The organism is Phyllobacterium sp. MT110 (assembly GCF_058792715.1).
In genome coordinates this window covers 325792-346907 of record NZ_JBXAFE010000006.1, presented here as the reverse complement: position 1 = coordinate 346907, position 21116 = coordinate 325792, and the positions used below count along the sequence as shown (strand labels likewise).

20 protein-coding genes are annotated in these 21116 nt (G+C 57.2%); 11 read left to right on the top strand and 9 right to left on the bottom strand.

What is annotated here, in order from left to right:
* Nucleotides 1-268: 268 nt before the first annotated feature.
* From AC1Q5O_RS23330 to AC1Q5O_RS23320, 3 genes are all read left to right on the top strand, one after another.
* The gene (locus AC1Q5O_RS23330) at nt 269-3007 is read left to right on the top strand and encodes an autotransporter outer membrane beta-barrel domain-containing protein (protein ID WP_492566261.1); all 2739 of its coding nucleotides are present in this window, start codon (nt 269-271) and stop codon (nt 3005-3007) included.
* Between the two features lie 256 nt (nt 3008-3263).
* A complete protein-coding gene (locus tag AC1Q5O_RS23325; RefSeq protein WP_492566259.1) occupies nt 3264-3746 on the top strand; it encodes a MarR family winged helix-turn-helix transcriptional regulator in 483 nt (160 codons plus the stop codon).
* A complete protein-coding gene (locus tag AC1Q5O_RS23320; protein WP_492566257.1) occupies nt 3733-4548 on the top strand; it encodes an SDR family NAD(P)-dependent oxidoreductase in 816 nt (271 codons plus the stop codon). The genes AC1Q5O_RS23325 and AC1Q5O_RS23320 overlap by 14 nt, the downstream gene beginning before the upstream one ends.
* A 76-nt stretch (nt 4549-4624) precedes the next feature.
* On the opposite strand, the gene AC1Q5O_RS23315 is transcribed toward AC1Q5O_RS23320, so the two are convergent.
* The gene (locus AC1Q5O_RS23315) at nt 4625-5341 is read right to left on the bottom strand and encodes an SDR family oxidoreductase (protein ID WP_492566256.1); all 717 of its coding nucleotides are present in this window, start codon (nt 5339-5341) and stop codon (nt 4625-4627) included.
* A 133-nt stretch (nt 5342-5474) separates the two neighbouring features.
* Between AC1Q5O_RS23315 and AC1Q5O_RS23310 the strand changes: the two genes are divergently transcribed.
* Nucleotides 5475-6413, top strand: coding sequence for an AraC family transcriptional regulator (locus AC1Q5O_RS23310; protein WP_492566343.1), 939 nt, complete (start codon nt 5475-5477; stop codon nt 6411-6413).
* Nucleotides 6414-6558: 145 nt separating this feature from the next.
* Here AC1Q5O_RS23310 and AC1Q5O_RS23305 read toward each other — a convergent pair whose 3' ends face one another.
* The gene (locus AC1Q5O_RS23305) at nt 6559-7767 is read right to left on the bottom strand and encodes an MFS transporter (protein WP_464663538.1); all 1209 of its coding nucleotides are present in this window, start codon (nt 7765-7767) and stop codon (nt 6559-6561) included.
* Between the two features lie 59 nt (nt 7768-7826).
* Entirely contained in the window at nt 7827-8816 is a 990-nt protein-coding gene (locus AC1Q5O_RS23300) for a cupin domain-containing protein (protein WP_464663540.1), read from the bottom strand.
* Between the two features lie 227 nt (nt 8817-9043).
* Between AC1Q5O_RS23300 and AC1Q5O_RS23295 the strand changes: the two genes are divergently transcribed.
* Nucleotides 9044-9676 (top strand): LysE family translocator, encoded by a 633-nt coding sequence (locus AC1Q5O_RS23295; protein WP_464663542.1) that lies wholly within the window; start codon nt 9044-9046, stop codon nt 9674-9676.
* 36 nt (nt 9677-9712) lie between these two features.
* Here AC1Q5O_RS23295 and AC1Q5O_RS23290 read toward each other — a convergent pair whose 3' ends face one another.
* Nucleotides 9713-10258: a LysR substrate-binding domain-containing protein gene (locus tag AC1Q5O_RS23290; RefSeq protein ID WP_492566254.1), complete on the bottom strand. Its 546-nt coding sequence runs from the start codon at nt 10256-10258 to the stop codon at nt 9713-9715.
* Between the two features lie 161 nt (nt 10259-10419).
* Here AC1Q5O_RS23290 and AC1Q5O_RS23285 point away from each other — a divergent pair, with 161 nt between their 5' ends.
* The 5 genes from AC1Q5O_RS23285 (at nt 10420) to AC1Q5O_RS23265 (ending at nt 14140) form a co-directional block, all read left to right on the top strand.
* Nucleotides 10420-12144 (top strand): FAD-dependent oxidoreductase, encoded by a 1725-nt coding sequence (locus AC1Q5O_RS23285; protein ID WP_492566252.1) that lies wholly within the window; start codon nt 10420-10422, stop codon nt 12142-12144.
* A gap of 172 nt (nt 12145-12316) precedes the next feature.
* Nucleotides 12317-12568 carry a hypothetical protein gene (locus tag AC1Q5O_RS23280; RefSeq protein ID WP_492566250.1) on the top strand — a complete coding sequence of 84 codons (252 nt, stop codon included), beginning with the start codon at nt 12317-12319 and terminating at the stop codon, nt 12566-12568.
* Entirely contained in the window at nt 12544-12849 is a 306-nt protein-coding gene (locus AC1Q5O_RS23275; protein ID WP_472460412.1) for a putative quinol monooxygenase, read from the top strand. Before AC1Q5O_RS23280 ends, AC1Q5O_RS23275 begins: the two co-directional genes overlap by 25 nt.
* A gap of 52 nt (nt 12850-12901) precedes the next feature.
* The gene (locus AC1Q5O_RS23270; RefSeq protein ID WP_492566249.1) at nt 12902-13216 is read left to right on the top strand and encodes an EthD family reductase; all 315 of its coding nucleotides are present in this window, start codon (nt 12902-12904) and stop codon (nt 13214-13216) included.
* Nucleotides 13217-13282: 66 nt separating this feature from the next.
* Nucleotides 13283-14140 carry a sigma-70 family RNA polymerase sigma factor gene (locus tag AC1Q5O_RS23265; RefSeq protein WP_492566247.1) on the top strand — a complete coding sequence of 286 codons (858 nt, stop codon included), beginning with the start codon at nt 13283-13285 and terminating at the stop codon, nt 14138-14140.
* Nucleotides 14141-14227: 87 nt separating this feature from the next.
* On the opposite strand, the gene AC1Q5O_RS23260 is transcribed toward AC1Q5O_RS23265, so the two are convergent.
* From AC1Q5O_RS23260 to AC1Q5O_RS23240, 5 genes are all read right to left on the bottom strand, one after another.
* Complete coding sequence (locus AC1Q5O_RS23260; RefSeq protein ID WP_492566246.1) at nt 14228-15169, bottom strand: phosphatidate cytidylyltransferase; 942 nt, start codon at nt 15167-15169, stop codon at nt 14228-14230.
* On the bottom strand, nt 15162-15818 hold the full coding sequence (locus tag AC1Q5O_RS23255) for a lysophospholipid acyltransferase family protein (RefSeq protein ID WP_223614486.1): 657 nt from the start codon (nt 15816-15818) through the stop codon (nt 15162-15164). Before AC1Q5O_RS23255 ends, AC1Q5O_RS23260 begins: the two co-directional genes overlap by 8 nt.
* A gap of 159 nt (nt 15819-15977) precedes the next feature.
* Complete coding sequence (locus tag AC1Q5O_RS23250) at nt 15978-17321, bottom strand: phosphatase PAP2/dual specificity phosphatase family protein (RefSeq protein ID WP_492566244.1); 1344 nt, start codon at nt 17319-17321, stop codon at nt 15978-15980.
* Nucleotides 17318-19096 carry a bifunctional alpha/beta hydrolase/class I SAM-dependent methyltransferase gene (locus tag AC1Q5O_RS23245; protein ID WP_492566242.1) on the bottom strand — a complete coding sequence of 593 codons (1779 nt, stop codon included), beginning with the start codon at nt 19094-19096 and terminating at the stop codon, nt 17318-17320. The genes AC1Q5O_RS23250 and AC1Q5O_RS23245 overlap by 4 nt, the downstream gene beginning before the upstream one ends.
* A 28-nt stretch (nt 19097-19124) precedes the next feature.
* A complete protein-coding gene (locus AC1Q5O_RS23240; RefSeq protein ID WP_492566240.1) occupies nt 19125-19733 on the bottom strand; it encodes a CDP-alcohol phosphatidyltransferase family protein in 609 nt (202 codons plus the stop codon).
* A 339-nt stretch (nt 19734-20072) separates the two neighbouring features.
* Between AC1Q5O_RS23240 and AC1Q5O_RS23235 the strand changes: the two genes are divergently transcribed.
* Nucleotides 20073-21107, top strand: a complete 1035-nt coding sequence (locus AC1Q5O_RS23235) for a LacI family DNA-binding transcriptional regulator (protein ID WP_492566239.1) — start codon at nt 20073-20075, stop codon at nt 21105-21107.
* Nucleotides 21108-21116: the final 9 nt, after the last annotated feature.

Genomic DNA, 21116 nt, shown 5'->3' with positions numbered 1-21116 from the left:
AGGTAGCAGTTTGAAACTGGGCGTCCGTGAATTCCGCCAACTAAGTCTATCATCCATCTACACGTGACGAGCATGGATCGGTTGTACTGAATGCGCGTCCGGTTGGGCGTGTTGGGACGGATTGCGGCTCGGCATCTTGGGAGTCGCCGGCTCTTATTATGTGATCGAGGATCTAGGTGAGGTTGCCCGCACATTCGGGCGGAGGGGCAGGACATCGTGAAATAACCCCGTACTCGCCCAGTTGCGCTCGGTGTAAAACGAGGGGGAAATGACTGCCATGGCCCTGTATAAAGCGACATGTGCATCGACAGCGCTTACAATGGCACTGCTTGCTGGAACAGCCTACGCCGGCAATACGACATATTCGGGCAACAGTTCTGCCGGCAATACCGCAATAGTCAACAATTCTGGCGATCTCACAACGTTTCAGGACACAAGCCAAGGCGGTACGGCTACCATTGCAAACCTTACTGGCGGCGAAACGGACTTCACCAATGACAGTACTGCCGAGAATGCAAATATTGCCAACCTTGGCGGGCTGGCACTCTTTTCCGGCGCCAGCAATGCGGGCAGCGCGACCATTACAAATGGCAATGGGGGACAGACCCTCTTCTTCGGTACGAGCGCGGCAGCCAATGCCTCCATTGTCAACAATGTCGATGGCCGCACTGATTTCTTCAGCAACAGCGTCGCTGGGCATGCCATCATAACCAACAATGGCGGTGCATTGTTATTCGGTGACACCAGCACAGCAGACAATGCTGTCATAACGAACACCGTTGGTGGTACAACCGCTTTCATCAATTCAAGTACTGCAGGCACTGCCAATATTTCCAACAACGGAGGAAATACCGAATTCGATGACACCAGCACCGCTGGTAGTGCGTCTCTGATCAACGCCAACAATGGACGAGTGACATTCTTCGACGCCAGTACTGCCGGCAATGCCACGATCACCAACAACAATACCGGTCTGACACTTATTCGCGGAACCAGCTCAGCTGGAAGCGCTGTCATCACCAACAACAGCGGTGGTCGAACGCTCTTTGATGACAGCGGATCGGCTGGCAACGCGACAATTACTTCCAACGCTGGCGGTCAAACCGTTTTCTTTACGAACAGCACCGGTGGCAATGCGCGGTTGATTGCCAACAGTACCGGGCTCGTCGATTTTTCCAATGGTCCTGCCACAAACACGGCCGGTTCTCTTGAAGGTAGTGGCCGATTCTTCCTTGGCGGGACTGCGTTAACAGTCGGCGCGAACAATCTATCGACGGACGTCTCCGGCATTATTCAGGATGGGGGTACCGGCGGCGGTACCGGAGCATCTCTGGTAAAGACGGGTACGGGCAAACTCACCCTGTCCGGAAACAATGCTTATACCGGGGGGACAACCGTTCAGGCAGGTATTCTTGCTGTCAACGGGACTCTGATCGGAACAGTTCAGGTGCTCAATAGCGGTACACTTTCCGGTACAGGAACAGTCGGAACCACAGCAATTGCCTCAGGTGGTGTGATTGCGCCCGGCAATTCGGTCGGCACGCTCAACATTGCTGGAGATGTAACCCTTGCCAACGGTTCGGTCTACAACGTGGAGATCACCTCAGCCGGCACTTCGGATCTCATCGCGGCAACGGGGATTGCAACGCTGCAGGGTGGAGCGGTTTCGGTTCGTGCGCTTGATCCCGCAACGAGCTATCACACAGGCCAGACCTATCGGATCCTCACCGCGCAAGGCGGCGTTGGCGGAACATTCGATCCTAATGTCTTGACCAATTCCGCCTTTCTAGATGCAACGCTCGCGAACACTGCAAAAGCTGTCGATCTCACTATAGCGGTCAAGCAATCCTCAACGACGGACGGAGGTCCATTCCCCATTGCGGCCACCACTCCGCATCAAATAGCAACTGCTGGTGCTCTTAACACTCTGCCGCAAAGCGGCAATGCACTTGCGCTGTACAATACACTGCTCGTCTTGGATGCAGCATCTGCACGGAAAGCCTTTGATGCGCTGTCCGGCGAAGTTTATGCCTCTGCAACAACCGTTCTTTTGGAAGATAGCCGCTTCATCCGAGATGCGGCAATCAATAGAATCCGTGGTTCTTTCAGCGGTGTCGCAGCGGTAGCGGTCCCGATTATGGCCTATGGTGATGACGGTCCCAAACTTGCACCCTCGGTGACGGATCAATTTGGCGTATGGGGCACAGGGTTCGGCAATTGGGGTTCAGGCGATAGCAACGGACACGCCGCGAGTCTTGAGAGCACGACCGGTGGCTTTCTGATCGGAGCAGATACCCAAATCGCTGACAACTGGCGCCTTGGTCTGCTTGCCGGGTATAGTCACACCTCCTTTAAAGTGGATGATCGAAATTCTTCAGGTGACAGCGACAATTATCACCTCGGCGTATATGGCGGCTCGCAATGGGGTAATCTTGGTTTTAGGGCAGGTGCGACCTATACGTGGCACGATATCAATATCCGCCGGTCGGTCGTTTTCCCCGGTTTCTCAGACGATACATCTGCCCAATACAATGCGCACACAGCACAGGTATTCGGTGAGCTCGGTTATCGAATTGATACCAATCGCGTTGCCTTTGAGCCTTTCGCCAATCTGGCCTATGTGAACTTCAAGCATGACGCCTTTGCTGAAACCGGCGGAGCAGCGGCTCTTATCGGCAGCAAGACGGATACGGATGTTACATTCACGACGCTGGGCGTCAGGGCCTCTTCGGACTTCATGTTGGGCAATGTAACAACGGCTGCGCGTGGCATGCTGGGTTGGCGTCATGCGTTCGGTGACACCGTATCCCATTCGAATCTTGCGTTTACCGGTAGCACTGCCTTTGATATTTCCGGCGTCGCCATTACCAAAGACGCGCTGGTGCTTGAAGCGGGTCTCGATTTCAAGCTTTCACCACAGGCAACGATTGGCATTTCTTATTCCGGACAGTTTGCCAGCAAGGCGCAGGACAATGCGTTCAAGGCGGATATTTCGTTCAAGTTCTGACAGGGTGATGTCCCGTTGTTTGAAGGGTTCGTGCTGACCGTTTCAGACGGTCTGGCCACCGATTGCTGCCCGTTCTGCCATGGCTTGCGATCGGTGATTACGCATTTGGTTGGCCGCATTGCCTCGTTGTTTGAAACGGGTGACAAAGGGTCGGCTCTTTTTAGGCGCTCACGCCAAGTTTCTATTATGTGGTCTCTTTTCAGTGATGCAGAATTCCAATATAGTTGTATGGAGCAACTATATTGGGTGACGCGGTATGACTGCTTACAACGATGAATCTCATATTGCCCGGATTCGCGATGCCTCTCGCCGACTTGTACGGGAGCTTGGCTTCCTGCGGCCAACACTGGCGGCAACTGATCTGCCGCCTTCTGCTGTGCATGCGTTGGTTGAAATCGGTGCACGCGGGTCCATGACGGCTTCCGATCTCAGTGCAGTCCTCATCCTGGAAAAATCCACGGTGAGCAGAATGGTACGCAAGCTGGTCAAAGCCGGTGAATTGGCAGAGGAAATCAGCAATGACGATGCGCGTGTAAAGCCCTTGTCGCTTACCCCGCAAGGGGTATCGACGCTGCAGCGGGTCGATGCGTTTGCACGGCATCAGGTGATGGAGGCGCTGACGAGGATGGGCGTCGAGGCGGGTCGTAACTTGCCGGAGAGCTTGGATTCCTATGCCTGCGCCCTGCAGGCCAGCCGAACAGAGAATAAAACTGGAGACAAGGAGCATGGCGTTGAATGATGTCGATCCGGTGATTCTGGCAGGACCCGTTCCACAATGGCGGCCGGGTGGCAAGCTGGCAGGCAAAGTATGTCTGGTCACGGGAGGTGCAACTGGCATCGGCCGCGCTACTGCGCTTCGAATGGCTCGCGAGGGTGCATCGGCGGTCGTCATAGCGGGTCGCAGGCAGGCTATCGGGCAAAACGTCGCTGCCGAACTTGAGACCATCGGCGCTGAGGCACTCTTTGTTGCTGCAGATGTTGCCTGCGAGGCAGAGGTAGAGCACCTGGTCGGAACGCTTCTGCAACGCTTCGGGAGGCTGGACGCGGTTTTCAACAATGCCGGGTTCCAGGAGAAGCGAGCTTCCCTGGCTGACCAGACGGATGCTGTCTATAGCCGGGTGTTTGACACCAATGTGCGGGCTATATTTCATTGTATGCGCCACCAAATACCCACGCTCCTGGCCTCTGGTGGCGGGACGATTGTCAACAACACAAGCGTGAGCGGACTACGTAATCCCAATCCTGGATTGTCGCTATATTCTGCGTCGAAAGCGGCCGCCATTTCCATGACGCGTTCGGCGGCCATGGAATATGCACCGCAGGGCGTGCGGATCAATGGCGTCGCTCCAGGGCGTGTGGTGACGGATATGATGCTGGCGTCGGGTATTGCGGACATGCGTCAGGTCGCGGCCAGCCTGCCCCTGCGGCGCATGGGCCATCCCGAGGAAGTTGCGGCGGCGGTTTGCTGGCTGCTGTCAAGTGAGGCTGATTATGTTGTCGGCCATATCCTCTGCACGGATGGCGGCTTTCTCGCGGGTTAAACCGGCTTCGCGTTTCCGCGGAGCCATGGTGAGGGCAGGGCACGCCAGGCGTTACGCCCTGCCGATCAAGTCAGGCTCACCAGGGTAGGGTGCGCGCGTCATTGATGAAGGTCCCGGTCTGACCATCGTCGGCAGTCGCAAGCTGCACGATGATCTCTGCGGCCTGCTCGACTGTCCGATAGCCTGTGTTGCCGTTGAAATCCGTCTTTGCGTATCCCGGATCCGCGCTGTTGACTCTGATGCCGGACGAAGCGAGGGCCTTGGAGAACGATACGGTCACTGCGTTGAGCGCTGTCTTCGAGCTGTTATAGCCAAGGCTGTTCACGCCATAAAATTCGCTCTGCGGGTCTGTCAGGGCACCGAGCGAACCGAGTTCGCTGCTGACATTGACCACACTGGCGGAACCTGCGGCCTTGAGCAGAGGCAGGAAGGTTTGAGTCATTCGAATGGGCCCGAAAACATTGATCTCGTATACGTTGCGGATATCGTCCAAGCTCTGAGCAGCCGGATCGACGAATGCTCCGGATATGCCCGCATTGTTGATGAGCACGTCGAGTTTGCCATCTTCCTGGCCTACGCGCGCCGCGGCGGCGTTCACGCTTATGTCGTCCTCGACGGCGATCTCGATGAAGCGAACGTGGTGGCCGAGTGCGCGCAAGGCTTTCGCCGCTGTTTCGCCGCGCCGGGCATCGCGCGCACCGAGCCAGACATGATAGCCCCGTTCGCCCAACTGGCGTGCCGTTTCATAGCCGATGCTCCTGTTGGCACCCGTGATCAACACATTCTTCGACATGATTGTTCTCCATTCTGATTGCCCACCCAATATGGGCGGTCGGCCTTCCAGCGGCGTGCCAAATTCTATTGAACTCTTGCCTAATCCTGCCGAAGGCCTTGCGCGTATCGGAGACTGGTGCGATCTAGAAAGTATGGAAAATGCAGGCGAGGAACTGAAGTTCCTGATAGAGAGGCACGCGCGCGGCGACAGTACGCTGACGGCTATCCCGCGTGTCGGTTTGCTGAGGGCAGAGCGGACGACTGGGCCGACTGCAGGTATGACGGAGCTCGTCACGTGCCTGGTGCTGCAGGGTGCCAAGGCGGTCACTTGCGGCGAGAACATATTGCAATACGGTGCGGGCAGCTACTTTGTCGCCTCGATTGAGATCCCTGTCATTGCCAGAATATCCGAAGCGAGCTGCGAGAAACCATTTCTCGGGGTCGGGCTCAGTTTTGACTCCCGTGGGATTAGCGACCTTCTGATCGACATGCCTGAGATGCGCGATCCGGATTTCCTGTGCGGCCTCGGCGTAAGCCCGACCGATCCGCAGCTCGACGAAGCCTTTCTGCGCATGTTGCGGCTTCTCGATAGGCCAAATGAAATTCCCGTCATGGCGCCTATGATCGAGCGGGAAATTCTGTTCCGCCTGTTGCAGGGACCGCAAGGAGCGAAGCTGCGGCAGATCGCTCAGGTTGATGGGCGTCAGTCCCAGGTTCGGCGGGCGCTCGCCTGGATTCGCGAGCACTTCACCAAACCGTTCAAAGTCGAGGATCTGGCGCGGATGACAGGAATGAGTGTCTCGGTGTTCCATCGTCATTTCAAGGCGGCAACCACAATGACACCGATCCAGTATCAGAAACGGTTCCGTTTGTACGAGGCGCGCCGTCAGTTGCTCGAGACCCCGGGCGACGCCGCTCGCATAGCCTTCGCCGTTGGCTATGAAAGCGCGTCCCAATTCAGCCGGGAATATGCGCGGCTATTCGGACTACCGCCGGCGCGCGATGCAAGCCGGCTTCGGGCGAAGACCATTGCCCATGTGACACCGGACGCTTCCGATGACGCCCAAACGAGCGTCGGGTCCGCACGCTAACCATCGACCCTCAAAGGGTTCATGGGTCGAACCCCATCACGGCTCTGGCCAGACGCTGTGCGGATGCGGCGTGAGTGCCGCATCTGCAACCATTGCAACCTTGTTGTGACTTCTGGTTGCTCCATCTGCTGCACAGCAACAAAGATTAGCTGCGGGGCTGGAGCAGTGCCAGCACGACTGTCGATGCGGCAAGGATGGCGGTGAGGGTCAGGGGCCCTGTAGCGCCATAGGTGTCCACGACATAGCCGCCGACAACCGCGCCAATCGTGATGGCGACCTGGAAAGAGGTGACCATCAGGCTGCCTGCTGCTTCCAGAGCGTCAGGCGCTGCGCGGGACAGGTTGGTCGGCAGCACCACGGGCGCCATACCGAAGGCGAGCCCCCACAAGGTGACGAAACCGAAGGCAACGCCGATGTGCACGCCCCACAATACCAAAGCGAGCGCTGCAAGCCCCATCAAGGCGGCGGTAGCCATGAGAGCCGTGTGGATATTGGCGTCGGCCATGCGGCCACCAACAACGTTGCCGATCACGGCGGCGATACCAAACCCGAGCAGCGCCAGGGCAATCGGCCCGGTTCCAAGGTGCGTAACCTGTTCGAGGAAGGGGCGCACATAGACCGAGCCGGCAAAATGCCCGGTCATGAGCAGAAGGATAGCCAGCATGCCGAGTTGAATGCCGCGCCGCCGTGTCAGCCGAAAGACGTCGGCGAGACTGTTGCTCGTGGTGGCAGGCAGGGTCGGCAGGCTGAGAAATTGCAACACCATGGCAACCGCGGCCAGCCCCGCTGTCATGGCCATGGCGCTGCGCCAGCCCACCCAGTCGCTGATCAATGCACCCATCGACGGTGCGGCAATGGTGGCGAGCGAGACGCCGAGAGTGACTATAGCCATGCCCCGGCCCGTGGCGTTGGCGCCAACCAGCCGCGCTACGACGGCAACGGAAAGTGCCCAGAAAGCGCTGAGGGCGATGCCCAGCCCGGCCCGACCCAGCAACAATAGCCAGAAATCGGTCGCGACCGCCGCAAGAATATTGGAACCGATTGCCAAGGCGCTGAGACCAACCAGCACTGTCTTGCGGTTCAATCGGCCGATGAGAACATTGCTCAACATGGCCGTGACGGCGCCGACGGAAGCGGTGGCAGTGACGACCTGTCCGGCCGTTCCTTCGCTGATACCGAGATCGCGCGCCATCGGCGTCAACAGGCCTGCCGGCAGAAATTCGGCTGACACCAGCGCAAAGCTGGCGGCCGCCATTGAAAGAACCGCGAACCAGGTGGCCGGGCTCCACGCGACTGGCGGAGCGGCATCAAGATCTATTGCGGTGCCTTCAAGCTGTAATGTTGTGTCTGTCATTGAAGTATCTCCAAGGTTTGGAGATCTTCATAGACGAGTCCTTTCGGATGATATGTATCCTAAAATCCGAAATGCATGTCCGTTCGTCCGGAAATGGTGCGACGCACAACGCCGGGCGAGACGCTGGTGATACGCTTGAACGCGCGTGCGAAGGATGCCTCGGACTCATAGCCCAAACGAGTCGCGACCTCGGCAACCGACATGCCGTTTTGCCCCAACAATTCGCGGGCAAGTTGCATACGAAGACGGGCGAGATAGCGTGCCGCGCCTTCCCCCAAAACAGCGCTGAAACGCTCGGCGAAAATCGAGCGCGATTGCCCTGCCAGGCCGGCGAGGCTTTCGAGGGTCCAGTTGTGGCCGGGGTCCCGGTGCATGGCCGCCAGAACGCGGCCGATATGGGGGTCGCGGATGGCGGCGAGCCAGCCGGTGGTCGGGGCTCCGGTGCAATTGACCCAGCAGCGGATGAGCCGGGCGGTCAGCAGGTCCGCCATCCGCGACAGGATGGTGGCGCTGCCCATCTGCGGCTGTGCGGCCTCGACCGTCATTGCCGCAAGCAAGGGACCGACGATCGGGTCATTACCGGCTACGTCGCAGCCCTTGATGATCGGCGGCATCAAAGTGATCAAGGGGTTGAGCGCACAGGCACCCAGGGCCATGGAGCCGCAGAAAAGGGTGCTGGTCGCCCCCGTTCCCTCCCGCACCACTTCGCTGACGTTGCTTCCCAGCTTGGTCACGTGGCAACCCTTGAGCGAGTCGCCCACGACGTCCGGCGCGCTGGCCAGCCGATGGGCGATGCCTTGCGGCAGCAGCACCAGGTCGCCATCGCGCAACTCCTGCCAGCCCTGCACTTCGGTATGGATCCAGCACGGACCCTGGCTGACAAAGTGAAAACGAAGCAGCTGTTGTTGCGGAAAGGCGATGCTCCATGGATGCCGGAGCTCGCAGCGGCCATAATTGACGCCACTCAAGCGAAAGTCCTGCAGGACTTCGCTTAGCGCATCCATCGGGATATGTGGCGGTGAAGATGGTCGGGACGAATTATCAGACATTTGTCTAATATATATGCCGAACGTCCGGCAGGCAAGTGGGGTGGTTGTCCTAAACAACCGCCTTTCCAGTCACTATTCACAGGGCAAGGTTTACCCATAGCCCTTGCCCTATTTCCAGCGCGTAAACTTGTCATGCAGACAATTGGATGCTTGCAGCGTATGCGGCTGCAGCGGTAGTGAGCACTCTCAAAACATGGGTAGCAACGTACACTCTCAAAAGGTGACAGATGCCTGAAGTAACGAGTCTGCTTGCATTCGGATTAATTGCCTTTGGTATGGTTTGTACCCCTGGCCCCAATATGATTTACCTCATATCCCGTTCAATCTGCCAGGGCCCGAAAGCGGGATTGATTTCCCTTGGGGGTGTAGCGCTGGGATTTGTTTTTTACATGCTTTCCGCTGCTCTTGGCATTACGGCACTCGTATTTGCGGTGCCGTTTGCCTACGAGGTTTTGAAATTTGGCGGAGCAATTTATCTCGGTTGGCTTGCTTGGAACGCCCTCAAGCCGGGTGGACGCTCGGCATTCGTTGTTCGAGAACTGCCAAAGGACACACCACAAAAACTGTTTGTCATGGGTTTTGTAACCAATCTCCTTAATCCCAAGGCAGCGGTTCTGTATCTGTCTCTCTTGCCGCAGTTCGTAAAGCCGGAGCTTGGAAGCGTGTTCTTGCAGTCAATCAGCTTCGGTTTTACACAAATTGCCATAAGCTTGACTGTCAATGCCGTGATCGCGGTCACTGCTGGCTCGATCGCAGCATTTCTTGCCAATCGTCCATTTTGGATGACGGTTCAGCGCTATCTTATGGGAACTGTTTTGGCTGGCCTGGCTATTCGAATGGCCACGGAAGCACAAAAATAGATCTGAAGGAACTGAACGCACAGATCCAATATTGCTTCAGATGTCTGCGGCAGAACACCTACCGGATTGCGGACAGCGTCGGTGAGAGGCAACTCCAGTGACCATCAGCACCGAGCTTTCTGACAACCGCGAGCAGAATTTTTTGCACCTCGATGACGGCCCGCGTCGGCGGATGGTCGGCCGGCATGTCGAGAACGAGGCGGCGGGTGAGACCGGGGCGGGTGAGAGCGATGGCGGACAGAGTTCCGTTTTCTTGCTCGGGATGGACCGCGCCGCGCCCGAGGATCTCAGTCCGAGACCCGCGCGAATTGCCGCCTTCGTGCTCGCCACACCTTCGATTTCGCGCACGATGTTAAGTTCCCGTCCGGAGATCAGAGCCTGCCGTTCAAGCAATATGCGGATCCCGTGGCGACGCATGGGCAGGATCAGCGGCAGGCCGAGGGCATGTTCCACTGTCACTTCCGCATCGGGCGTGAACTGCCCTGACGGGCCAACGATGTAGAGCGTTTCTTCGAAGAGAGGTAAGGATGTCTGCTTGGCGACACTGTCGAGGGTGACCGCAAGATCGTGGAACCGTTGCAAAGTCCCGCCACGAAGAAAAGCGGACGCGTCGGTTCCGCACGTTGGCAGCGCGCCCCCGGCAAATAGCAAAGCGCGTCTCAGCCGATCTCGTCACATATATGCGGCGTTGAGGTTCACCTGATCTGACATTTGCCTGCATGGCTTGTATCAAGGGGGTGCAAATGTCAAAATCGGACCACGAGAGAGAGTGCGCCGGAATGAACCAGGTGGAATTGAGCGATAACGTCTCGGCCGATGCGAGCGACCCCTACGCCCGCAGGACACAAACTTTTCCGCAGCTCGATAAGGGCATGATGGACCGCGTTTCCGCGTTCGGATCCGAGACCTCAGTCACCAAGGGCGCGGTTCTGTTCAGTCGCGGCGAACGCCAGACGGACTTCTTCCTGATAAAGTCTGGCTCCATCGAGATACTTGATCTTGGCGGCGATGGCTCAAGCCGCGTCCTGGCTCTGCAGGGAGAGCGGGAATTCACCGGAGAACTCGACCTGTTCAATAGTCGGGAGAATTTGGTGACGGCGAGGGCGGCTGAGGATTCGCATCTTGTCCGCGTTGAGCGGGATTCGTTCCTGCGGATGATGTCGGCGGAGCCGGATATCGGTGAAATCATTACCCGCGCACTTATTTTGCGCCGTGTCGGCTTTATCAAACACGGTCAGGCAGGCGTTGTGTTGATAGGGCCGAGCCACGCTGCTGACACGTTGAGATTGCAGCGCTTTCTGACGCGTAACGGTTATCCCCACCGATTGGTCGATTCCGACGTCGATCCCGAAGCGAAGGAAATGGTCACCGCGTTGAAAATCTGTGCGTTGTCGCTGCCTGTTATCGTTCCGCCAGGAAAAGCGGTCCTGCAGAATCCGACAACGGGCCAACTGGCGGATGTGCTGGGGCTGACAGAAATCATTGATCCGGCCGAAGTCTACGATGTCATGGTTGTCGGTGCCGGACCGGCCGGCCTCGCCTCGGCAGTCTACGCCGCATCGGAAGGATTGAAAACGATCGTGATCGAAGGGGTAGCCCCAGGCGGGCAAGCAGGAACAAGCTCGAAGATCGAGAATTATCTCGGATTCCCGACTGGTATATCCGGGCAGGCTCTGGCGGGCCGTGCACAGGTTCAGGCCCAGAAGTTCGGGGCGCGTCTGGCCATTTCCCGCATGGCTGTCTCCGTCGATTGCGACAGGTCGCCTTACCGCGTCCTGCTCGATGACGGACAAACCGTCTCAGCGCGGGCAATGGTCGTTGCCACCGGAGCCCGTTACCGCAAGCCGGACCTGTTGAACTACGAGCGGTTTGAAGGGCAGGGCATTCACTACGCGGCCACGGCAATGGAAGCGCAGTTGTGCCGGGAACAGGAGGTCATTGTTGTCGGCGGCGGCAATTCGGCCGGTCAGGCGGCGATGTTCCTGTCGCAATGGGTCAAACACCTGCACATTCTGGTCCGGGGGCCGGGTTTGAAGGAGACAATGTCGGACTATCTGATTCAACGCATCGAAAAATCACAGCGCATTTCACTGCACGCGCACACTGAAATCACCGCTATCGACGGTGACAGATACCTGAACACGGTGACCTGGACCAATCGTATGTCTGGACAGAGCGAAACCAAAAATATCTCGAATATCTTCATGATGATTGGAGCTGCCCCAAACACGGAATGGCTCAATGGCTGTGTTAAGCTGGACAAGTCCGGGTTTATTGAGACTGGACTCATGGCCGGGGTTTTGACCAGCGGCTCTCCCTTTGAAACCTCGGCTCCTGGCGTATTCGCCGTTGGCGATGTTCGCGCGGGATCGGTAAAACGGGTGGCGTCAGGGGTAGGGGAAGGATCAGTCGTGGTTCAAGCCATTCACCAGTATCTCAAGCAGGTTCCGGGCGCCAAAAATCGATAGGCAGAAATTCGCGATAAGCATATTGGCTTGGAACCGTTGGGTTCGCAGCAAATGATTGGCGCCATCTCGGCGTCAACCGCGCCGTGGAACTGCCGACGGGCCGTGCGCGCGCATAACGGCGATCCGCTGCTCGTGATCGTGGGTAGCGAGGCGGTCACATCGCGGATAGTGAGTGAAGCGTTCTATGGGGCTGCGTGACCTGAAAGAAATGATGGTTGCGCGTGGTATCTGGATGCTCTGTGTCAACGATGCCTGGCTATGTCGGGTCATTGCAACTGGCGTTGCAAAACTCGGCAAGGCACGCTCCTTCGACATGATTTTCGAAAATTCTTCTGCGCCGCGATCCGTTTTAATCCTTTGGGTCGTCCTTGGTATATCTGAAACAGAAGGAGATATGCCATGTCCGAAGAATCCGTCATTTTGATCAATCTGCTGAAGGTCAAACCCGGGAAGCAGGAGGCGCTGATAGCGCTCTTGAAGCAGAACATCGATACGGTGGTCCGCATGCTCCCCGGATGGAAAACAACCCGGCTGATCGCGGCAAAGGACGGCGCCGGCGTCGTCATTTACTCCGAGTGGGAGAACCCGGCAGCCGTCGAGGCGATGCGCAGCGATCCGCACATGCAAGCCTATTTCCCGAAGATCATCGAGTTGGCGAGCTTGGACTCGGTCATGGGCTCGGCGGTGTTGAGCGAAGTCCGGTGAGGGTGAACACACAAGTAAGTTTGCGCCACACAATTTACAAAGGAGAACCGCGATGGCCCGGATGGTCGTGATTTACCGGACACCCAAGGACGTAGAGGCATTTGATCGACATTACTTCGATATCCACGTGCCTCTCGCCAAGAAGATTCCGGGTCTCCGGAAATACGAGGTCAGCGACGGTCCCATCGCGACACCGCTGAGAACCCCTGATATCCATCGGATTGGAACCTTGTATTTCGACGACCTTGCGGCGATCGAAAGGGCGTTTGCAAGCGCGGAGGGACGGGCAGCCGGTGAGGATCGCCGGATTTTTGCGCCGGATGACTCGGGCGTTCAAATGTTCCTCTTTGACAACAGAGAGGTTTGAACCCAGCCGTGATATTGGTATCCAATCCCTGGCGGAACAGAGTGGAAGCACTATAGGTCTCGACACATGAATACGGACGAATTCGAGGATCGACTGAAAGCGCTGCGGCCACGGCTTCACCGTTACTGCGCGCGCATGACCGGTTCGAGTGTGGATGGTGAGGATGTGCTGCAAGATACCCTGATCAAAGCCCTGCGGGCGCGTGGGGAAGGCACTATTGTCGAAAATCTCGAAGCCTGGCTGTTCCGTATCGCCCACAATACGAGTTTGGATTTCCTGCGCCGGCGCTCCCGCAGCAACATTGTCTCGCTCACCGAAGATCTGGAAGATGCGACGATGCCCGAGGCGGATATCGTCGCGGTCGGCTTTCAAACGTTTCTGCGACTGCCCGAACTTCAGCGCTGCGCCGTGATTCTCAAGGACGTTCTTGGCCACTCGGTCGAAGAGATCGCGGCGATCGCCGGCAGCACACCGGCTGCGGCCAAATCGGCGCTGCAGCGCGGGCGTGTAGCGTTGCGGCAACTCGCGCAGGCGCCTGAAGATACCCGGCTGCCGCTGATGTCCGATCCGGACCGGCGGAAGATCACGGCTTACGTCCATCTGTTTCGAAGCGGCGATTTCGATGCAATCCGCGCCATGCTCGCCGATGACGTCAAGCTCGATCTGGTGAACCGGCTCGAATGGAAAGGGCGTGACAAGATTGGCCTTTATTTCACGCGCTATGCGGAAGAGACGAAATGGCGGTTTGCCTTCGGTGCGGTTGAAGGGCAGCCGGCCATGCTCGTCTTCGACGGCACCGGCCCGATGGACAGGCCTGCGCATTTTGTCCTGATCGGCTGGTCGGATAGCCGGATTATCGAGATCCGCGACTTCCTGTTCGCGCCCTATGTGCTCGAAGGCATAAATTGGGTGCAGTTGGGCTAAAAGGTTACGGTCGAGTTCCAACCCCACCCGGCGAAGCTACCAGCGATCCGGCCATTTGCTGCACGATCTCGTTCCGGCGGGTTTACTTCAGGCTGCCCAGAAATAGCGAACGATGTGAAAGAAAACCGGTGCGGCGAAAATCAAGCTGTCAGCCCGGTCGAGCATGCCGCCGTGCCCCTCGATCATGTGGCCCCAATCCTTGACGCCGCGGTCGCGCTTGATCGCCGAAGCAACCAGCCCGCCGAAAAAACCCATGATGCAGGCAAGTCCCGCCATGAGCCCGGCTTGCAGGACGCTGAAGGGTGTCAACCACGTCAGCGCTGCGCCGAGCAATGATGCGCTGACAATACCGCCGATCAGACCCTCCCAGGTTTTGGATGGCGAGATTTTCGGTGCAACCTTGTGTTTGCCGAAAAGCTTGCCGAACACATATTGCAGCACATCACTCCCCTGAACAGTCGCGATCAGGAATGCGATCAAAAGCAATCCCTTGCCCTGAAAACCGGGGATGGAAAGTGTGAGCAGGGCAGGCACATGGCTGATGCAATAGACCGACAGCATGATGCCCCATTGCTGTTCGCTGACGCGCTCGAGAAAGCGCTCCGTATCACCCGAAATTGCCGTCAAGGCCGGCATGGCAAGGAAGCAGTAGACCGGCACAAAGATGGAATAGAGCCCATACCATTCAATCCAGAGAAGGTAATATTGGACAGGAATGATGACGAGGAACATGCCGATGAGAATACGATGATCGCCGCGCCGCGTATGGGTGAGGGTCACATATTCGCGCAGCGAAGCAAAGGAGACAAAGGCGAACAGGAAAATGACACCATTTTTACCGAAGAGAAAAGCGACGGAAATGCCGCCGATCATGATCCACCACGCCTTTATGCGTGAATTGAGGTTCACGAGCGTTGATGGCAAGACCTCCGCCGTGCGCCGGCTTTTCCAGGTAAGCATTGTTGCAATGGCACTGGCGAGCGTGAGCACACCGAGCAGGCCGAGAAAGAGCCAGACCGTTTCAGCCATGATTGAGCGCTTTCTGATGTTCCGGCGAAAGATCGAGCAGAGATTGGCGCGCCCTTTGAAGAAACTCTTTCCGGTCTTCATTCGGTTCAAGTGCGATTGGCGAGCCAAAGACAACGCGGCACAGGAGAGGGACGGGCAGGAAGGTGCCCTTCGGCAGGACGCGTGACATATTCTCGATCCAGCAGGGAATAAGCTCCACATCCGGCCGGGCCACAGCAAGATTGTAGAGACCGGAGCGGAAGCGCAGCAACGGTTCCTCGGTCATGTTGCGGGTGCCTTCGGGAAAGACAATGAGTGAGCTTCCTTCCTGCAATGCATCGAGCATGACGACCATTGGATCCTCCGAGCGCTCGACCCAATTGCGGTCAACCAGCACGGTGTTCAGCAAGTCCTTGGCGAGAATGTTCCGCAATTTATTGCGCTTCCAATAATCGGCACCAGCAACGGCACGTGTGCGCTGCCGCTCGCGTGGCGGCAGGCTGGAGGAAAGCAGAATAAAATCGCCATGACTGCAATGGTTCGCAAAGAAAATGCGCTGCCGGTCCGAAGGCGCGCATCCCTGCCAGATCGGGCGCACGCCCGTAATGCCGCGAGCCAATCCGGCAAGCACCATGGCGGAAATTCGCCTTAACGTTTCTCTTGCATTCATATGCGCCCCCACAACCCATAGGTTGTAATTACAGCGAATAGAACAAGAAAAAATGCAAAAGCAAGATGCAGTTTCAACAAGAGGCAGTTTGTTACAGCCATGACGCGATGGCCGTTACCTTGGCGTGCAATCGGTGGGCGAGTGCAGAGGCCCGTTCATTCATGGTTGTTTCACCTCTTGCGCAAAAGACACCATGTCTTCTGCCAGATGAATGCGCCTGCCGCCGGCTTCGATTACGCTGATTGCTTCGGCTGCGGTTTTGACATCGCCATACTGCAAAAGCCAAACGCCAATTGCTGCCGCACTGCGCTGGAATCCAAGTGCACAGCAAACGAGAACGGGGCCCTTGTGCCGGGCACGTTCGATGGCGTCGGCCGCTTTGCGCAATTCGTCGTGTTGAGGCGAAACGAGATCAAGCACCGGGAACGACAGCCATGCAATCTCCACGCCGGAAGGCTTTGCCAGTTCGGCGGTCAGGTCAATCACGGTCATGAATTTCGACAGTTCAGATACCCGCGGCAGCCGCCCCAAATACACGTTCTTGCCGATCGCAACAGAGGGCGGGAGCTGGCGTGTCCAGATGCAGCTGTTGACAATGGCACCAAGGCGGCAAGGGGCCAGCAGCCATGTGCTGGCCAGGGAAAGCGTGCCGTCAGCGCACTTCTGAAAGGCGGTGGGGCCCGCACCGAAATAGCCGATTGATACGAGCAGGAGGGCCAGCGCCGGCCACAGGAAAAACAGGAATGCCGCCGATGTCGGCGTTTCGATGATTGTCGCAAGCAAGAAGATCAGACTGGCCATTGCATAATAGGTGCCAATGCGCCGTGCCTTGGGATCATCGGTTAAGCGGAATGCGGCCACGGGTGAGGGCATGTGTGCCGGGAAGAGCCAAAGAGTAAAAAGACCCAAAAGCAGACCAGTGGGGATGTCGATAAAATGATGCTGATAGGTCGTGAGAACGGAAATGCCGATCAATGCGCACCAGAGATGCCAGATCCAAAGAACAATACCCGACAGACGAACGCGCCAATGCGTCCAGATAATCACCAGGAGAGCGATGTGCAGGGAGGGCGCCTGGTTGAAGGGCTTGTCGAAGCCACCCAGCATATCGAACAGAAAGCCTGATGCGCCGCTGGTCGGCGGCTTGTGGAAGATGACGGTCAGGGGAAACGCGATGAAGCAGGTAACCGCGATGATCTGTGCGGTCAGGTAGCGTTTCGCCAGGCGATCGACCTCAGCGGTTGTATCGTTCAAGAACAAGGAAAGTCCGTAGAACAGGTTGATCGACCAATAGGGGAAAATGGTCCAGGCAATGAAAGGAATGGCTTGTTCCCAGGTAAAGGTAATATTCGGAACGTTCTCCCGCTGCGAGGCAAGCCAATTGGCTGTCCCATAGGTCGCGTAGAACAATGGTGCGAGGCAAATGAGCCAGATCAGTGCACGTTTCGCGACGGCCCGGTTCAAGCGCCATTGTCCAATCGGTGCGACGGTGTTTTCGGTCATGTGCGCTCAGCGATGGAAACAGTGAATATGCCCCATTCATCGACAAGCTGGTCGATCTTCCTGAAACCTGCTGCCGCAACCAGCTGATCCATTTCAGCCTGCGTCCGGCGGCGCATGACCCATGCTTCGCCGCCACGGTGCGAGGTGAGCGCACGTGCAATCATTTCCAGTTGCGGATGCCACGGCTGGTTGGTGTAGATCAGCAAACTGCCGGATTGCATCGACGTTGCAAGGCCGCCAAGCGAGCACTTGATAAGCGCGTTGTCGGGAAAGAGTTCGTAAAGGCCGGATACAATCGCAAGATCGGGCGCGGGTTGGATTGCAGCCAGTTCGGCAGCATCGAAAGCATCCGCCTGATGAAAGCTCGCTATATCCTGGATGCCTCTCTCGGCGATGGATTTGCGTCCGGCATCGACATTGATCGGCGCATAGTCCTGCAGCCGGACGCTTGTCGGCTTGACTGCGGATTTGGCAATCGCATCGAGGACATAACGGCCATGACCGGCGGCTATATCGAGAATATGTGTCGTGCGGCCGGCATTCTGCAGTCTTGTCAGGGCGAAGCCGATAAGCTCCTGCAGATGCAGCTTGCGCTGACGAATGCCCCGCCAGCCAATCGCATTCAGGAACTGCTTGTCGATGAGCCTGCCGCCCGGTCCCATTCCCCTCGGTTCGTTCTCATAGACATAGTCGAGGGTTGAGCCGGAGTCGAAACCGGTCTCGACGCCTGTTTTCAGTCCCTTCGAGAACAATGCACTGAAGCGGATGGACGAGCGGTAGATCGCCCAATAGAGACCTTTCAGGGAAAGCAGGTCGTGCGGGGATGACAGCCTGTCCTGTTCATCTCGGGTAAAGCCCGTTTGATGGGCGTTCGTTACATCCAGCGGCTCCGGTTCTGTGTCGAAGCACGCAAGAATGAACCGGCGCGCATGTGCTATGGCAATTGCGCGCTCCTTCTCGCCGAGAGTGTCATGGTAAAATCCCTTGAGCACGTGGCGCTCTTTGAGGGGGTGGGCCAGATTTTCATAGAAGCGATGCTGTGGCCCGTGCCGGACCACCCAGTCACTGCCGGAGATAAGCAACTGCGTCGGTATGATGATCGCGCGGGCATCCGCAACCACCCGTTCAGCGTTCGTATAAAGATCGAGCAGTATATTCGATGCGATGGCCCGCGTGACCAACGGGTCATTGTCGAACGACGCGATGCGCGCGGGATCATGGGTCAGAAACTTGGCCTTGACGTAGGAATTGACGAAGAATTGTCCTTTCAGTTTCTGCCAGAGCCAGATGCCTTCACGCGCGAATGGAACATAGAGTTTCACACTGAAAGCCGGAGAAGCCAGCACAAGCGCCCGGATACGCGGCGCATAGTCATGGACCCACGTTGCCGCGAGCACGGCACCCACCGACTGGGCGACAACCGCAATGTCCTCAATGGCAAAACCGCCGGTTTTGCATATGTGCTTTACGAAACTGCCGAGATCGCGCACCGATGCTGCAAAGGATGGTGAGTAGCCGCGTTCGCCCGGTGAACGGCCATGGCCGCGGGCATCCCAGGCATAGAATGTGAAATCGTCAAGGCCAAGTTCCTCAACCAGATGGGCAACGCGTCCACCATGTTCGTGACCACGATGCAGAAGAACAATTGCACCCCTCGGCTTTCCCGATCTGGCCGGCCATTTCCGATAGAAAAGTTCGGTCCCGTCGTCGGTGAGAAAGGTACTTTCCTCTACTGCATCTAATGCCGCAGGATTGGAGGATGGATCTATCGACATAGGCTTGCTCCGAAAGCAGAATTGATTTTCAGGAATTGGCGCGGCGTAGGCCCGCACGAACACGATTCACGGCGGTGACAACGGATAGCACAGCCATGAGGGGAAAAACCCAGCCGAACCATGAGGGCAGGATGATGCCACTACCGATAAGCGCGGCAATGATGCCGAGGGCCAATGCGCGGTCGCTCTTTCCGAACGGCCCGTCATAACCACGCCCGCCGCCGGTCATGACACCGAGCACGCCGGCATATTCGGCAATCATCGCTGTGACGGCAAAGGCAACCACCCCTGCAGTGGCAAACGGTGCAACAAAAGCGAATGGAAGGATCAAGGCCACATCCGAAACGATATCGCCAAGCTCGTTCAGATACGCGCCGAGTTTCGATGCCTGTTCGAATTCACGAGCCATCATTCCATCAATGGCATTGAGTGCCATACGAACAAAAAGCACCAACGGCAACAGCCAAAAAAGCAACGCATTCTGCGGGAAAAACGCAATCAACGCACCCGTTGCAACCGAGATGATTGTTGCGGCTATGGTCACCTGATTTGCGGTGGCGCCAGCGGAAACGAGTCCAGTGGCCAAGGGGCGGAGCAGGTTCTGAAAAGCTGGTTTGATGGAATAAAGCGTCGGCATGAAATCCCCCCATGGTTGTGCTTAATTTCACCACTCAACAGCTTGTAGCAGAAAATCCACTTCGGACTGGTTTCCCGCATGAGATATTTGTTTCGGAAATGAAATCACTTCCGAGTCTATCATAAAATCCGCTGATTTAACGTCGAGAGCGGGCGCCTTTTCTGTCGCGATGATGTTGCCGGCTTCCTTTTTGGCACATCGAGGCCGCTAGTGCGGGTTTCAGCACATTGTGCCTCTCATCCCAACGATTCAAAATCAGGCCTATTCTTCATTTTTTGTATTGATAATTGACATCCAAAACGTTTTGGAAAACTATACCGCACACTTCTGGGAGGGGGCATGTCCAATCTGAAACAACTTGCGCAATCGCTTGGCCTATCCATTACAACGGTATCGCGGGCGCTTGACGGTTATTCTGACGTCTCGGCCAAGACAAAGGCGCGCGTGCTCGAAGCTGTGGCTAAAACGGGATATCAGCCGAATGCTTCAGCGCGGCGTCTGCGGCGGCAACGCGCTGAACTTGTCGCAGTCACGCTTCCAACTGCCCCCGGTCATATCGGACCACCGCATTTCCTCGATATCCTTTCCGCATGTGCGGAGCATCTGGCCATTTCAGGCCTCAACCTTGTCATTGCACCTGTCCCGCGCGGGCAGAGTGAACTCGAAATGTGTCGGCGCTTCGTCGACGGACAGCGGGTTGATGCCATGCTGCTTGTACGTACCAGGCGCCATGATGAGCGCGTGGAATTGCTTCAGTCACGGGGTGTCCCGTTTGTTACGCACGGCCGGACGGAATCGGCGAAACCGCATGCGTTTCTTGACGGTGACGGCTTCTCCGGCTTTCGGGATGCCACACTGCGTTTCATTGCCGATGGCCATACGCATATCGGGCATGTGGCGGGGCCACAGGAATTTTCCTTCGCCCACCACCGGCGTTTGGGGTGGGAGGATGCCCTTCGCCGGGCCGGGCTTGCATCGGAACTCACGGCTGAAGGCGAACCCACCGAGCATGGCGGATATGCCGCTGCGAAGGCGCTGATGAGCGGTCCCGTCAAACCCACAGCCATTCTTTGCGCAACCGATGAAATGGCGGTCGGCGCATTGCGGGCATTGCGTGAAGTTGCGGGCGGCAACACCGTTTGTATTACCGGACATGACGACTTGCCTATGAGTGCGTTTACGGATCCGCCACTTTCGACCATGCGCGTGACCGGCGAAGACATTGGCGTTCGCATCGCTTCTCTGCTGTTGCGTGCCATCGATGGCGAGGCGCCGGAATCCCTCCAGGAAATACACCCCGTCGAATTCATACCGCGTGTCAGTCATTGCCGGTCGCAACGGCTGGCCGACAATGACGCAGGCATTCACGACTAATAATGGAGG